17 protein-coding genes and 1 tRNA gene are annotated in these 15440 nt (G+C 43.9%); 6 read left to right on the top strand and 12 right to left on the bottom strand.

From position 1 onward, the window contains the following. Positions 1–12: 12 nt before the first annotated feature. The 6 genes from KDW99_RS14720 to KDW99_RS14745 all read right to left on the bottom strand — a co-directional run bounded on the left by KDW99_RS14720 (position 13) and on the right by KDW99_RS14745 (position 4962). Positions 13–87: transfer RNA gene (locus KDW99_RS14720), tRNA-Gly, on the bottom strand. Positions 88–183: 96 nt separating this feature from the next. After that, the gene (gene pgsA, locus KDW99_RS14725) at positions 184–744 is read right to left on the bottom strand and encodes a CDP-diacylglycerol--glycerol-3-phosphate 3-phosphatidyltransferase (RefSeq protein WP_255825759.1); all 561 of its coding nucleotides are present in this window, start codon (positions 742–744) and stop codon (positions 184–186) included. Between the two features lie 45 nt (positions 745–789). Then, positions 790–2613 (bottom strand): excinuclease ABC subunit UvrC, encoded by a 1824-nt coding sequence (gene uvrC, locus KDW99_RS14730; RefSeq protein WP_255825761.1) that lies wholly within the window; start codon positions 2611–2613, stop codon positions 790–792. A gap of 18 nt (positions 2614–2631) precedes the next feature. Next, on the bottom strand, positions 2632–3273 hold the full coding sequence (locus tag KDW99_RS14735) for a response regulator (RefSeq protein ID WP_255825762.1): 642 nt from the start codon (positions 3271–3273) through the stop codon (positions 2632–2634). Positions 3274–3395: 122 nt separating this feature from the next. Then, positions 3396–4250 (bottom strand): replication protein P, encoded by an 855-nt coding sequence (locus KDW99_RS14740; RefSeq protein WP_255825764.1) that lies wholly within the window; start codon positions 4248–4250, stop codon positions 3396–3398. After that, positions 4159–4962 (bottom strand): DnaT-like ssDNA-binding domain-containing protein, encoded by an 804-nt coding sequence (locus KDW99_RS14745; RefSeq protein ID WP_255825765.1) that lies wholly within the window; start codon positions 4960–4962, stop codon positions 4159–4161. The genes KDW99_RS14740 and KDW99_RS14745 overlap by 92 nt, the downstream gene beginning before the upstream one ends. 336 nt (positions 4963–5298) lie before the next feature. On the opposite strand from KDW99_RS14745, the gene hpf reads away from it, so the two are divergent. The 6 genes from hpf (at position 5299) to KDW99_RS14775 (ending at position 7886) form a co-directional block, all read left to right on the top strand. After that, positions 5299–5616: a ribosome hibernation-promoting factor, HPF/YfiA family gene (hpf, locus tag KDW99_RS14750; protein WP_255825766.1), complete on the top strand. Its 318-nt coding sequence runs from the start codon at positions 5299–5301 to the stop codon at positions 5614–5616. Between the two features lie 166 nt (positions 5617–5782). Then, the gene (locus KDW99_RS14755) at positions 5783–6436 is read left to right on the top strand and encodes a Bax inhibitor-1/YccA family protein (RefSeq protein WP_255825767.1); all 654 of its coding nucleotides are present in this window, start codon (positions 5783–5785) and stop codon (positions 6434–6436) included. A gap of 89 nt (positions 6437–6525) precedes the next feature. Continuing rightward, positions 6526–6918 (top strand): sulfurtransferase complex subunit TusD, encoded by a 393-nt coding sequence (tusD, locus tag KDW99_RS14760; RefSeq protein ID WP_255825768.1) that lies wholly within the window; start codon positions 6526–6528, stop codon positions 6916–6918. 4 nt (positions 6919–6922) lie between these two features. After that, positions 6923–7270, top strand: a complete 348-nt coding sequence (locus tag KDW99_RS14765; RefSeq protein WP_255825769.1) for a DsrE family protein — start codon at positions 6923–6925, stop codon at positions 7268–7270. A gap of 2 nt (positions 7271–7272) precedes the next feature. Next, on the top strand, positions 7273–7560 hold the full coding sequence (locus KDW99_RS14770) for a DsrH/TusB family sulfur metabolism protein (RefSeq protein WP_255825770.1): 288 nt from the start codon (positions 7273–7275) through the stop codon (positions 7558–7560). Positions 7561–7565: 5 nt separating this feature from the next. Continuing rightward, positions 7566–7886, top strand: a complete 321-nt coding sequence (locus KDW99_RS14775; RefSeq protein ID WP_255825772.1) for a TusE/DsrC/DsvC family sulfur relay protein — start codon at positions 7566–7568, stop codon at positions 7884–7886. Positions 7887–7963: 77 nt separating this feature from the next. Here KDW99_RS14775 and cobA read toward each other — a convergent pair whose 3' ends face one another. The 6 genes from cobA to KDW99_RS14805 all read right to left on the bottom strand — a co-directional run bounded on the left by cobA (position 7964) and on the right by KDW99_RS14805 (position 15339). Then, positions 7964–8707, bottom strand: a complete 744-nt coding sequence (gene cobA / locus KDW99_RS14780; RefSeq protein ID WP_255825774.1) for a uroporphyrinogen-III C-methyltransferase — start codon at positions 8705–8707, stop codon at positions 7964–7966. Between the two features lie 64 nt (positions 8708–8771). Further along, complete coding sequence (gene serS / locus KDW99_RS14785; protein ID WP_255825775.1) at positions 8772–10073, bottom strand: serine--tRNA ligase; 1302 nt, start codon at positions 10071–10073, stop codon at positions 8772–8774. Positions 10074–10137: 64 nt separating this feature from the next. Then, positions 10138–10509, bottom strand: a complete 372-nt coding sequence (crcB, locus tag KDW99_RS14790; protein WP_255825776.1) for a fluoride efflux transporter CrcB — start codon at positions 10507–10509, stop codon at positions 10138–10140. Continuing rightward, entirely contained in the window at positions 10506–11894 is a 1389-nt protein-coding gene (locus KDW99_RS14795; protein ID WP_255825777.1) for a replication-associated recombination protein A, read from the bottom strand. Before KDW99_RS14795 ends, crcB begins: the two co-directional genes overlap by 4 nt. Further along, positions 11894–12520: an outer membrane lipoprotein chaperone LolA gene (lolA, locus tag KDW99_RS14800; protein ID WP_255825778.1), complete on the bottom strand. Its 627-nt coding sequence runs from the start codon at positions 12518–12520 to the stop codon at positions 11894–11896. The genes KDW99_RS14795 and lolA overlap by 1 nt, the downstream gene beginning before the upstream one ends. A 62-nt stretch (positions 12521–12582) precedes the next feature. Further along, positions 12583–15339 carry a DNA translocase FtsK gene (locus KDW99_RS14805; protein ID WP_370646815.1) on the bottom strand — a complete coding sequence of 919 codons (2757 nt, stop codon included), beginning with the start codon at positions 15337–15339 and terminating at the stop codon, positions 12583–12585. Positions 15340–15440: the final 101 nt, after the last annotated feature.

A 15440-nucleotide genomic window follows, 5' to 3' on the forward strand; every position in this document is an offset into this window, starting at 1 on the left:
TTATCTTTTGATTGGAGCGGGAAACGAGGCTCGAACTCGCGACCCCAACCTTGGCAAGGTTGTGCTCTACCACTGAGCTATTCCCGCGTCTCAAAAGACGGTGCCTATTCTATGTATTTGAGCTTTCACGTCAAGGAAAAAATCCAAATAAATAACTAACTTAGGCACTTTTTTTAAATCTGTTTAGTTTTTGTTCGACTCTTTGGACATTAGCTCAGGCCACGCCGCTTTTAAATAAATATACATAGACCAAAGAGTTAGTAAGGCCGCAGCAATGAGCACCACCTCTCCCACATGAGCAACCATGGTATCTGGTCGACTTCCTAGCAAGATGAAAATCGCCAACATCTGCATGGTGGTTTTCAGTTTACCAATATAAGAAACCGCTACGCTGGCGCGCTTGCCCATTTCTGCCATCCATTCACGCAATGCCGAAATAACGATCTCGCGACCGACGATGACAGCACTGGCTAGCGTTAGCAATGGATTAGAGTAGCTGGCCACTAATAAGACCAAGGCAATCGATACCATGAGCTTATCGGCCACTGGATCAAAAAAAGCACCAAAGGGCGTCGTTTGGTCAAGCTTTCTTGCCAAGTAACCATCCAACCAATCGGTAATGGCCGCCAAAGCAAAAATAATCGCGCAGGTGTAATAACGCCCTTCCCACGGCAAATAATAAATCACCACAAGAATTGGAATCATGAAGATCCGTACGGAAGTCAGTATGTTTGGTATGTTCATGTTATTCCTAATTATTACGCTGAATGCATCTACATTCAGCCAAACTTAACTTTTATGAAGGTAGAGATAAATTTCTTCCGCTTTTTTAGCGCTTATCCCTTTCACCTTTGAAATATCTTCCTGACTGGCTGAAAGCAACTCTTGGTACCCACCAAAGGCTGTCAGCAGCTCTTTGCGTCGATTTGGCCCGATACCTGGAATATCTTCCAATACCGAATGTCGACGCTTCTTGTCTCGTCTACGACGATGACTCTTAACCGCAAATCTATGTGCTTCATCACGAATATGTTGAATCAAGTGTAAGGCAGCCGAATCTGGCGGCAATACCACTTCATCTTCTTTGGAGCCGATATACAGAGTTTCAAGACCTGGTTTACGCGTATCGCCTTTGGCGACACCCAATAAAAAGATATTCACCAAGCCTAATTCTTTTAACACGGCTTCAGCCTGAGTTAACTGGCCTTTACCACCATCAATAAGCAAGACGTCTGGCGCCTCTAGCTCACCACTTTTCACGCGTTTATAGCGGCGCGTCAGTGCCTGCTTCATGGCACCGTAATCATCGCCTGGTTCGACGCCTTCGATGTTAAATGATCGGTAACGTTTTTTATCCGGCCCATCAGCCCCAAACACCACACACGATGCGACGGTTGCCTCGCCACTAGAGTGACTAATATCAAAACACTCCATGTGCATTGGCGGCTCAGAGAAGCCTAACAATTTTTGCAAGGCGGTTATACGACTAAAGTGATTACGTTTGTCCGATAGGCGCGCTTGTAACCCTTGTTCGGCATTAAGTTTTGCTAACTCAAGCCAACGGGCACGCTGACCTCTCACATTGCTCAGCACTTCAATTTTTTTCTGCGTGGTTTCGAATATACCTTCCACCAGCGCATCACCATCTTCTAGCTCGTGACTAATGATAAGCGTCTTAGGTAACTCTTGAATACCACCCAAGTAAAATTGAGCGATAAAAGACGATAATAATTCACCTTCCGTGATTTCGATCGGCATTTTGGGGTAATAACTTTTACTACCGACTACTTTGCCTTTGCGTATCATCATCACATGAACACATAAACCACCGGGTTGAATAATAGAGGCAATCACATCAGCCTCACCCGTTTGCCCATAAACATGCTGCTGTTCTTGGATGTGTTTGAGCTGAATAATTTGGTCACGTAACTCGGCCGCGCGTTCAAATTCCATGTCCGCGGCGGCGGCACTCATTTGTGTAGTGATTTCCGTTGTGAGCTCTTGGTCTTTACCTTGTAAAAACATGCGCGCGTGACGAACGTCCAGTTCGTATTCTTCATCACTAATTAAGTTCACGCAAGGACCAGAGCAACGCTTAATTTGATACTGCAAACAAGGCCGAGAGCGATTCGCATAGGTGCTGTCTTCACACTGGCGTACTTTGAAGACCTTTTGCATGGTATTCAAACTTTCTTTCACCGCACTTCCACTCGGAAAAGGACCAAACAAGGTGCCTTTGTCGGTTTTATCACCACGACGAAACAGCAAGGCTGGATGATGGTGATTCGATAGCAAAATATACGGGTAGGATTTATCGTCTCGCAGCAAAATATTGTACGGTGGACGATGCTGTTTAATCAGCGTTTGCTCAAGGAGCAAGGCTTCTGTTTCGCTTTTTGTGACAGCAATTTCAATTGTGTGAATACGACTAACCAAGGCCATGGTTTTGGTCGTTAACCCTGTTACGCGAAAATAGCTAGCAACACGATTTTTTAGATTTTTGGCTTTTCCGACATAGAGCAACTCGCCATTTACATCGTACATGCGATAAACGCCTGGACGTGTGGTTAAGTTGCTAACAAAATGCTTCGGATCAAATTCTGAATGGCTCAAACAAACCTCGTTTTTCGCCTAGCCCATACCAAGCACATTGTAACGTACCGCCAAGTGAATCAACTCGACATCGCTGTCTATGTTCAACTTTGAAAAGATACGAGTACGATAAGTACTCACGGTTTTAGGACTGACATTTAAGTGCTCGGCAATTTCGTTGGATTTTTTGCAATCTACGATCATCTGAGCCACTTGTAATTCTCTATCAGATAATTGCCCCAATGGTGAACCTTGTCCGTCGATGGAAAACTTAGACAGGGCCATTTTCTGAGCAATACTTTTAGAAATATAGTGTTCGCCTTTCGATACCATTTGGATGGCTTCTAATAGCTCGGAGGTGTTGGTACCTTTGGTCACATAGCCAGACGCACCGGCCTCCAACAGCTTCACTGGGTATAAGTTGTCATCAAGGGCAGACAAGGCAATCACCTTGGTTTTCGGTAAGATGCGCTTTATTTCTTTTGTCGCGCCTAAACCACCAATTCCCGGCATATGCACGTCCATCAAAACAATATCTGGCAATAAGATTTTAGACTGAACAATGGCTTCTTCACCACTATGTACAACACCGACAACCTCAACGCCTTTTACATCCTGTAATACACGACTAATACCTTGGCTAACCATGTCATGGTCGTCAACAATCAATACTTTTAACATAACAACCTCACCAAAACTTTACTACGCATCGTGTCTATTTTTATCGCACCTAGAACGGAATTGAACCTAGAGCATCCTGCCAATAAAAATTATGTTATAGAACAAATAGAAAAAACGCACCATTATTCCGGCAGCGTTTCTTTATACCCCATTTCTAAGAGCTTTTTTTGACTAATTTCACGATAACGAGCTCGCACGCCAGACCCATGTGTTTTTTGGGTGTAATAAAGTAAAGGAGCGATCTGCTCTTCATCGACAGATAAATCGCCTGCAATTTTACCCGCTAAATCTTTTACGCTCAGAGTTTGCTTGTCTTCGATCATTATGACTTTAGGAATAACTAAGCGTTCGCCAGCAATAACTCGATCTACGACTTTCAAATAACTTTTTTCAAATAAAGGCCAAGTGACTCGCTCTTCTTCAGATTTCAGCTTGTACCAACCCGCCTCAGAGCCTGCAAAGAATACGGCCGTATGGCTCCATTTATACTGCAATGGATCAGTTCGGCAAGCACACGCTTCAAGATACGCCGCTCGAGGATCTGGCAAACCATACGCTTTATACGCGGTATTAATCAGTTTCAAGAAGTCTGCAATGGTTGGCGGCCAAGTATGCTCTTCTTTAGTACGCTCTACTGCATAGGCCAACAGTGGCTCTTGAAAGCCTTTCAAAGCAATCGCCCACTCACGTTTTGCGAGTTTCACTTCATCCGTTGTGCTGTAAGCAGAGGCAAATTTGTGGGTGTAGATGGCTTTAAAACGCGCAAACAACATATTAACCAAGATACGCGTTTGCTGTTCTGCCTCTGTTGGACCCGATTCACGGCTGCTGTTACCAGCATTACCATAGCCTGCGTTACCATGCCCTGGATTGCCGGCGCCATACTCACCAGTCTGTGTCGTGGATGTTGTTGAGGGCGTCGCTAACCTGTTCTCTAGAGGTTTTAGTAAATTTTGTACTGCCTGAGGTTCCTTCATATGAAGACCTATCTGATTGTTTGTATTGCCACTGACGTTTTACGTATTTAAAAAATTCGCTGTTCCAAGTTCTGACATTTTTCCGCTGCTCTTTGATTCTCAGCAAAAACTCAGTTTGCAAAGACAAGGCAAATTCGCGAGCAATGCCTGCTTGGCCAATTTGTTCTAACGTCGCCTCTTCAGGTTGCCACTGATCCGGTTGTCGAGCACGCTCTTTTTGCTCTAGGTACAAGTCGAAATCCGTGACTCCGCGACGGTCATTGACCACTGGCGGAGAGGGTGCTTCGTATTGTCGAACAGGTTGCTTCGCAGGGTAGCTTTTAGGCTGCGGCGTGAATTCTTCGGTTTTCTCCCGAGACGCTTTATGCAACCGATCCATTTTACTCATCAAGGAATCTTCTTTCGAAGGCTCTGCGGCTGGTTTAACCGTTTGTGCCGCTTTTTGCGATGAAGCTAAATGAATCTCAAGTATTTCTTCTTGGCGCTGAAAGCTCAACAGTTGGCTAATTTGTAAATTCGACAACAATCGCATCAACATAGGGACAGTCCAGAATGGTAGCTGAACACTAAGTCTACTCATTTCAACACGTAAAGCATTGGAACCAACAAGATAAGCCTGCTGCTTCAAAAAGGTCAATAATACGGTTTCTTCCAACCCAATCTGGGCTGCCATTGAAAATGATATCGGTAATGAATAGTCGTTATCCAACATAAATCTCGCTTCGTATATTTAGCATGACAGTCTATCAAAAGCCGTTCCCATTAGCACGAGAACCTTACACTTACCTCACGGTCCGTACATAATGACGTTTGCCATTTTCACTGATCATTAGACTTTAATTTTATTTCCTAACAACACTACTGTTAAGCAACTTTGACAGGATTCAAAAACACTCCTATGCTCAAATTACAGCAATGCTTTTTGTTCAACGCTCTAATCAAGCCCTGTGCTACAAAACCAAAATAATCAAGAAAGGCTCGCAAAAAAACGCTTGATAGAGAATTCTGCACTGTTGGTTCCAAAAACATCACTCAGGAGGAAAGCAGTATGTACACTACTAAAATTTCTGGTCACCATATCGATGTAACTCCAGCGATCAAAGATCACATCCATGAAAAACTCAGCAAAGTATCCAAGTTAACAGACCAAATAACCTCAGTAAATGTCACTTTATTGAAAGACAGCAAAAGCCAAAAAGCAGAAGCAAGAGTACATATTCCCGGCAAAGAGATTTTTGCAGCAGCCTCCTCTGAAGACAGATTATTTCACGCAATCGACAACATGGTTGATAAGCTGGTCAAACAAATAGACAAACACAAAACCAAACAATCCAGTAGTAATCACAAAACAGCGATCACTCACTAACTATCAAAAATACTTTATCCCCCTTCATTATTTTCTAAAGAAACATCGCAATTGTGCGGTGTTTCTTTATATTTACGACATAGATAAACAATCACGCTTGAACTTTGGAACTTTCAGCCGCATATTAAGTCTATTGATAGTCTTAAACCCTTAAAGGAGTAATCTCATGCGTTACACAGAAGCCCTTTCGACACATTCGTCACAAGCGGCAAATAAAACGCTCCGCAATACTTACGGACTGTTGTCGCTTACCCTATTGTTCAGCGCCTTCACTGCGGGCATGAGCATGGCTTTAAACTTACCCCATCCTGGCCTAATTATTACGCTAGTAGGCTTTTATGGTTTGCTTTTCCTAACACACAAATTTAAAAACAGCTCTGCTGGTCTTCTTTGTGTGTTTGCGTTAACTGGATTTATGGGCATTACCCTTGGGCCTATATTAAGCATGTACATGAATCTGCCTGGTGGCGGCAGCTTGATCATGAGCGCTTTAGGCATTACAGGTCTTTCATTCCTAGGCTTGTCTGCTTATGCATTGGTATCAAAGAAAGACTTTAGCTTCCTAAACGGATTCATTACTGTCGGTTTCTTTGTACTATTATTCGCTGTGATTGCTGGCATCTTTATTAAAATGCCTGCGCTACAAATCTTCATCTCTGCTGGTTTCGCGCTTTTCTCTGCGGCGGTTATTTTGCTGCAAACAAGCCAAATCGTACGTGGCGGTGAAACCAACTACATAGTTGCAACAGTGACTCTGTATGTTTCCATATACAACATGTTCCTAAGCGTATTGTCTCTTCTTGGTATGGCTCGCGATTAATAATCCGTCACACCAAGACGAAAAAGGCCGCTGACTGCGGCCTTTTTTATGTGTAAAATTTACAGCATCTCATACCAAGGTTATTTTTCATGCAATACACTTTGCTCATTACGGGTTCACCATACCAAAGCAAGGCTTGCCACACTGCACTTCGCTTCATTCGTGCTGCTCTGAATAAATACCCAAACAGCATTAAAGGTGTATTTTTTTATGAGGACGCGGTACTGATTGGCAACCAAACCGCACAGCCGCCAAGAGATGAAATCAACCTCACTAAGGCATGGCAAGAAATAGCAGAACAACACAGCGTCCCTTTGTATTTGTGTATTGCAGCCGCAGTAAGACGCGGCATTATTAACGAAAGTGAAAGCCGTCGCTATGAGTTAGAACAACACACGCTTGCAGAACATTTTCAGCTTGAAGGCTTGGGAACACTTGTTGATCTAATAAACAGCACGAACAAAGTCATTCAGTTTAGGTAACCTTATGAAACACACTCTAATCCACCTAAACTCCAGCCCCTATTCCAGCTTAGCTTGCAAGGAAGGTTTAGATCTCGCTCTGGTTCTGGCCACCTTTGAACAACCTGTGGACTTGTGCCTATCTGGAGCCGCTCTCGCGCTATTGACTGACAACCAAGAACCAACAGCAGAGCAAGGCAAAAATCTGCATAAGCTACTAGCAGGGCTGGAATTTTACGATATAGAAAACATTTACATAGAAAAGAACCACTCTTGGCTTGAAGACAATCCAACGTGGCAAGGCGTTCAACCACTCAACGGCGACGAATGGCAGACAATGTTTTCACAATACCAACAGGTTTTCCGGTTTTAATTATGCGACTTCACCAAATAAATCAACTCGACTACCCAGCAGCGTTAGAAACAACGTGGCAAAATAGCGTTCAATCTGGCGACCAAATATTGCTGATTGAAGAAGGCTTTTTAAGACTGATTCAGCACACCAGCACATTGCAAACGCTGCTCGAAAAAACACAGGCAGAATTCTATTATTTGCAAAGCGATGCAACAGCTTATGGTTTATCACCAAAACTAGGCACCGCTCTTTCAGAAGAAGAATGGGTTGAGTTAACCTTTAACGCCGAGGCGAACATTAGTTGGTAATTAATATGACAGACAACGCAGTCGTTCTAGATGAAGAAGGCTATTTACTTAACCTACAAGATTGGACACCAGAACTTGCCAGTCAACTAGCGAAAGATGTGGACGTTGAGCTAACCGATGCACATTGGGAAATCATTCATTTGTTGCGCGACTTCTACAATGAATTTGAAGTGTCTCCCGCTATGCGCCCACTAGTAAAAGCGGTATCAAAAAAACTAGGCGCTGAAAAAGGCCGTAGCATTTATTTAATGACCTTATTTCCTGGTAGCCCACCTAAGTTGGCCGCAAAAATCGCGGGACTGCCAAAGCCTGCGAATTGCCTGTAATAACCTAACCTATCGATACAAAAACGGAGCCTATATGAGGCTCCGTTTTTGCTTGTACACATTAAATACCAAAAAACTCAGTACTTGCCGTACCACTCTAATTTCTTCTGCAAGGTCACAACCTCACCAATAATCAGTAACGCTGGCGATTTAGCCTCGTTCACCACAGACACTTCATAAACATCTTGAATAGTTGACGTGAAAACGCGCTGCTCACGAGTGGTACCTTTCTCGACGATTGCCACTGGCATAGATGGACTCATACCAAAACGGATCAACGATTGAGTGATATCTTTTAGACCCGTTAAGCCCATATAAATAACCAAGGTTTGCGCTGGGTGAACTAATTCTTCCCAAGGTAACTCTGTTGTGCCGTCTTTTAAATGGCCCGTTAGGAAACGAACCGACTGGGCATAATCACGGTGGGTTAAAGGAATCCCCGCATACGCAGCACAGCCTGCTGCTGCCGTGACACCTGGAACCACTTCAAAAGGCACACCTTCTTCAATTAATTCTTCAAGCTCTTCACCACCACGACCAAAGATAAAAGGATCTCCACCTTTTAGACGCACCACCATGTGGCCTTCTTTTGCTTTGGCAGCAAGCAAACTATTAATCTCATCCTGCGGAAGGCTATGCAAAGACTTGGCTTTGCCCACGTACATTTTCTCTGCTGACTCAGGAATTAGCTCAATAATTTCTTTGCCAACCAAGCGGTCGTACAAAACCACATCGGCCAATTTTAATAACCGATATGCTTTCAGCGTTAACAATTCTGGATCACCTGGACCCGCACCAATCAAATAGACCTTGCCCGTCATAATTTCCAATATCCACTCATACAAAAAAAGCCTCCGTTGAGGCTTTTTTATTAGAAAATTTAGCTTACGCTTTTTTCAATACCGTCTTACCGCCCATATAAGGCACTAACACATCAGGAACACGTACATTACCCTCTGCATCTTGATAGTTTTCAAGGACAGCAACCAATGTACGACCCACAGCCAAACCAGAACCGTTCAAAGTATGTGCCAATTCTGGACGACCAGTTTCAGGGTTGCGCCAGCGCGCTTGCATACGACGGGCTTGGAAGTCCCACATGTTAGAGCAAGAAGAAATCTCACGGTATTTGCCTTGACCAGGCAACCACACTTCAATGTCGTACGTTTTGTGCGCAGAAAAACCAAGATCACCACCACACAAGATCACAGTACGGTAAGGAAGTTCTAGTTTCTGCAAAATCACCTCTGCGTGACCAACCAACTCTTCAAGCACTTGTTCAGAAATATCTGGACGACAAACATGAACTAACTCAACTTTTTCAAACTGGTGCTGACGAATCATGCCGCGAGTATCACGACCATAGCTGCCGGCTTCGCTGCGAAAACAAGGCGTATGAGCCACAAATTTCTTATGCAAATCTGCGTCATTCAAAATCTCATCACGCACCAAGTTTGTTACTGGTACTTCTGCTGTTGGGATCAAATACAGGTCATTGTTACCGCTGTCTTTGTCCACTGGCACTTTAAACAAATCCGCTTCGAACTTAGGCAGCTGCCCTGTTCCTTTTAAGGAGTGAGAGTTTACCAAGTAAGGCACATACACTTCAGTATAACCATGCAAGTCAGCATGAGTATTGATCATGAATTGCGTTAGAGCACGATGTAGGCGCGCCAAGTCAGAATGCATAACGGCAAAGCGAGAGCCAGTAATTTTAACTGCCGCTTCGAAATCCAGCATTTCCATCGCTTCACCAAGATCGACGTGATCTTTTGGCTCGAAGTCAAATTGCTTAGGCGTTCCCCAACGACGAACTTCAACGTTGTCGTCTTCCGTTTTACCTTCAGGGACAGATTCATGTGGAAGGTTTGGAATGCCTTCTAACAAGCTTTCCAACTCTTCTTGAACTTGTGTCAGCTGTGTTTTTGCTGCTTCAAGATCATCACCTAGGGTTGCCGTTTGCGCTTTTAGCTCAGCTGCTTTGTCTTTATCGCCAGACTTCATTGCCTGACCAATGTCTTTGGACACTGAATTTCGGGCTTGTTGCAGCTGCTCGGTTTCTACCTGGATGGCTTTACGACGCTCTTCTAAGGAAGAGAAAGTCGCAACATCCAACTCGTAGCCTTTCTTTTTAAGTTGAGCCGCAATGGCTTCCGGGTCAGCGCGTAATGCTTTAATGTCTAACATCTGGGCAACAATATCCTTCAATCAGTGTGTATAAATAAATTAGAGCGTTTTACAAAACAAGGGATTAGAAAAAACGAGCGACAGCCATACCAGCTGCCAGACCTGCAATCCCCAAAATACAACTCAATAATAAATAGCTTGCTGCTGTTAGCCAAGCCTGCATGTTAATAAGAGAGACAATTTCCAACGAAAAAGTGGAAAAAGTGGTAAATGCACCTAAAAAACCCACCATAACCAAAGGTCGATAAGGTTCAAGTGATGGCATACGCTCACTAATCACCACAAAAGCGATCCCCATCAGTACACAACCCAATACGTTAATAATCATAGTGGCAAAGGGAAAATGGTGATTCCAATAGGTATTAATCCATTTCGTCATGCCATATCGACTTAATGCACCAAAGGCACCACCCACGGCAATCATAAAATACATCATTCTTCATCCCCTTGAGAGAAACCTGTAGGTTGGTACAAAGAGCCATAACGCTGCAATGGACTTTGATCATCTAGGTCAGATAACCAAGCCAGTTTATCATTGATTTTCTTTTCTAGACCACGATCTGTCGGATGATAATAACGCATATCCGCCAACTCTTCTGGCATATAATTTTCGCCTGCTGCGTAAGCATATTCTTCATTATGCGCATAACGATACTCATCACCGTGCCCCATGCTTTTCGCCAAAGACGTTGGCGCATTACGCAAATGCGCAGGCACTTCATAACTGGGTTGCGCTGCGACATCCGACATTGCCTGCCCAAACGCTTTATAAACGGCATTACTCTTAGGTGCGCACGCCATGTAAACAGCCGCTTGCGCTATCGCACGATTGCCCTCACCAGGGCCAACACGTTCAAATACATCCCATGCGTTTAGGCCAATTTGCAAGGCTCTCGGGTCTGCATTACCTATGTCTTCCGATGCAATTGCCAGCAAACGCCGCGCAATATACAAGGGGTCACAGCCGCCGTCCAACATACGTGCCATCCAATACAAAGCACCATCAGGCGATGAACCCCGAACCGATTTATGGAAGGCTGATATTTGGTCGTAAAATACATCGCCTTTACGATCAAAACGGCGAACACTACCACCTAGCACGTCTTCCAATTGCTCTTGAGTGACTTTACAGCCAGGCTCAACAAGATCCGATAAGATTTCTAAGAAGTTAAGGCCACGACGAATATCACCATCCGCAGCCTGAGCAAGAACAGACAAAAAGTAATCGTCTATTTGAAAAGTATTCCCCTGAGCGTCTGCGCCGATTCCCTTATGGTGATCTTGCAAAGCCCTCTCCAACACTTGCTTTACGTCATCCACGCTCGGTGTTTTCAAACGATATACACGTGCTCTCGACAACAAAGCTGAATTCAATTCAAAGGCTGGGTTTTCTGTCGTTGCGCCGATAAACAAAAAGGTACCATCTTCTATAAATGGCAAAAATGCATCTTGCTGCGACTTATTAAAACGATGCACTTCATCGACAAATAAAACGGTCTGTGTGCCATTCATCTGACGCAAATTTTTTGCTTTATCCACGGCAGCACGAATTTCTTTCACACCAGACATGACAGCCGATATTTCAATAAACTGCGCATCAAGGGCATGGGACAAAAGTTGAGCAAAGGTGGTCTTTCCCACACCTGGAGGGCCCCAAAGAATGAACGAATGACAATGTCCAGTTTCGACCATTCTCCGTAACGGCTTTCCCGGACCAACCAAGTGCGATTGCCCGATATATTCATCGAGACTAGAAGGTCGCATTCTGGCCGCCAGAGGCTGATACACCCCCGTTGGTGCGTCAGAAAAAAGATCCTTCATTACTGACCTTCTTCAATCACATCCACGTTAGCGGGCAAGTCTAGGACAAAGTTTTCTTTCGCCACGCCTTCATGCGTTTCAACATTTTTGAACTCAATAACCGTTGTTTGCCCTAGCGCATCTAAGATACTCATCGCGCTAATCACCTTATTTCGGAAGGACAGCGTCAATGTTTGAAATAAATCCTGATCTTCTTTCGGCGCTAAACGAAATTTTTCATCACCAAGAGTCGTCACATTATAATGCGGAAGTACTTTTGCCGCTGGTTGACCTAATAGCGCAGCAGGAGAATTACCTACTGTGCCCGATAATGGCTTCTTCGTTGCTTGCTCTAAATCCACATCCCAAACGGTAATGTATTTACCGTCAGAAATAATACGCTGCGCAAAAGGTGTCACGCTATCCCAAACAAATTGGTTTGGCTTAGCAAGAAGAAAAATACCTTCGCTTACTTGTAGCTGCTTGCCTTTTTCATCATAAGTTACCTGACGAAACTCACCTTCAATATTGCGGTTCTGCTCAAGCAGGCTTTCTATTGAGTCTGTAGAATCTGCAGCTTGCACAATGGCAGCTTGAAGAGCCATTACGACAGAAAACAGCACCATAGTGACTAATTTATTCAACAAAATAGATCTCCACAAAAACATTAAAAATAAAAGTTCTAAGAAAAAGAACGCTTCAATCCTTTTTATTCAGGAATCAAAATATCACGCTGCCCATTGGTTCCCATTGGACCGACTAGACCAGCCGCTTCCATTGCTTCAACCAAATTAGCCGCTCTGTTGTAACCTATTTTCAAACGCCGCTGAATAGACGAGATCGAAGCTTTACGCGTTTCAATGACAATTTTCACAGCTTCATCATAAAGTGCATCTTTATCTTCTCCACCACCATCTGTCATTAGGTCTTCAGGGTTAACAACGACATCCTGAATATAATCAGGTTCGCCTCGCTCTTTCCATTCCTCCACCACAGCATGCACTTCTTCATCAGAAACGAAAGCACCATGTACACGAATTGGCGTAGGAAGACCCGCAGGCAAGTACAGCATGTCACCCATCCCCAAAAGCTGATCTGCACCACCTTGATCGAGAATGGTTCTGGAGTCTATTTTCGAAGATACCTGAAAGGCCATACGCGTTGGGATATTGGCTTTAATCAAGCCGGTAATAACATCCACAGATGGACGCTGTGTCGCCAAAATCAAGTGAATACCTGCCGCCCTTGCCTTTTGTGCAATACGAGCAATCAGCTCTTCTACTTTTTTACCAACAATCATCATCATGTCGGCAAACTCGTCGACTATAATCACAATATAAGGCAAAGGCTCTAAATACGGTACAGTCCGAGCGACACCATCTTCTGAGAACATGGCCATTTCAGGTTGCCATAACGGATCTTCGATCGGCTTACCCGCCTCAATCGCATCACGTACTTTTTTGTTGTAACCCGCAATATTTCGCACGCCTAATTTCGACATGAGTTTATAGCGACGTTCCATTTCATCTACCGACCAGCGCAAGCCATTCGCTGCGTCTTTCATGTCAGTAATGACTGGGGTTAAAAGGTGCGGAATACCTTCATAAATCGACAGTTCAAGCATTTTAGGGTCGACCATGATCATACGCACCTCGTCTGGAGTCGACTTCAGCAACATACTTAAGATCATGGCATTAACACCAACCGATTTACCTGAACCTGTCGTACCTGCCACCAATACATGGGGCATTTTAGCTAGATCGACAACAACAGGTTCACCAGAAATATCATGACCAAGGGACAAGGTTAGTGGCGAGGAAGATCGATCGTAGGCATCGCAATTAATCACTTCCGAAAAATACACGGTGTCGCGAACCTGATTAGGAATCTCGATCCCTATGGTTGATTTACCAGCAATCACTTCCACCACTCGCACACTCATCACACTCAAAGAACGCGCAAGGTCTTTTGCCAAATTGGTTATACGTGACACTTTCACGCCCGGTGCTGGCTGAATTTCAAAACGAGTAATAACTGGACCGGGATTAACTTCAACCACTTCCGCCTTTACCCCGAAATCTTGTAAGCGCTGCTCTAACAATTCAGACAAAGCCAATAGCTCATCTTCGGAATAACCGCCTTGTTTTGGTTTTGGCTTGGTAAGAACGGATCGATCAGGCAAAGAGTAAGCTTCTATTTTTTTATCACTCTCAACTTCATCAGAATAAGGCCCACCAAGTGAGTCCAGCTGCTTCGCTTCCGATAAGGTGCGAAATGCCGGTTTGTGCGCAGGAGGAATGGTAGAAGGCTGCTTATCATGATCAAACAACATAGCATCGGCTTGATCTTTAGACACACCTGAAGGAGCAACCTCTTGCTGATCCTCCCACTCTACAGGTTCCACCCTTGCCGTTTGTGTGGTCTGAGTAACGGCCTCTTGCGCTGTGTCATCACGTTTTGTCGACCAAGTTTCTTCGATATACAGAGTGTCGCCAAAATTGACGTCTTTATCGTCAAAGGATAAACCATCGACAGATAGATCGTCTAAATCACCAAACGCGGGCTCTTCATGATTTGCTGGCAAATCTGTAACAGGCTCATCCGCTTTCGCAGACTTAGACTTTGAGAACAGTGAAGACAAGCTAAACTTGGTTTTTTTAGTTTCTTCTTCAGAAAACTCAGCATTAGCTGGATCTTCAAATAAAACATTATCGCTGACCTGCTCTTTCGCAACAGGTTCAACTTTTGATTTTTCAACAGATGCTTTTCTTCGTTTTCTGACAATGGCAGGCTCTTCAGCTTCATCTGAAATAATATCTGCAGATTCAGCTTTTTTATTGGCTTTAGCAGCACGGTTTTGTGACCATTTCTGCTGGATAAACACAGCAAACGTATATGCTTTTTCACCCAAACGATCCATCAAGCTCAACCAATGAACTTGAGAAAGCAAAGTAAACGCCAAAATCACCAAGGCCAGACTAACTAACGTTGCACCATCATAACCAATAAAACGGTACAACAAGACACCAAGTCCGCGACCTAGAATACCACCAGTACCATACTGTAAAGACGTCTCACCAACGGTATGCAAAAAGCAAAGTACAGAACCAAAAGATAAATATAAAATGCTGCCAATTGTACAGAGCAAAGCATTATTGAGGGGCAATAAGGAGTGTGGGTTACGCCATATAATCACAGCTACCCAAAAAAACAATGGCGGTAAAGAATAAAACAAAGATCCAAAAAAGCCAGATACTAAATCTGCGATAACGGCACCAATTGGCCCCATTGAGTTCTGAGTCGCCGCACCACTACCAGAATAAAACCAACCTGCATCTGCCGGATTATAAGTATAGGTCGCTAAACCAAAAAAGAATAAAAATAACAAAGCCGCAATAAACGCTGCTTGTTTAGCAAACATATCCCAAATTGGTGATCGTACCGACTCACTCATCTTTTCTGACAAAACGTACTTCCTATTTTATGCTAATCAAAACAAAACCCACTCCATGTAGCGGAGCCACAAGTTCGCTAAGCTTACCATAAAAAAAGCCAGCCCAAAGGGCT

Source organism: Marinomonas rhizomae (assembly GCF_024397855.1).
GTDB lineage: Bacteria > Pseudomonadota > Gammaproteobacteria > Pseudomonadales > Marinomonadaceae > Marinomonas > Marinomonas rhizomae_A.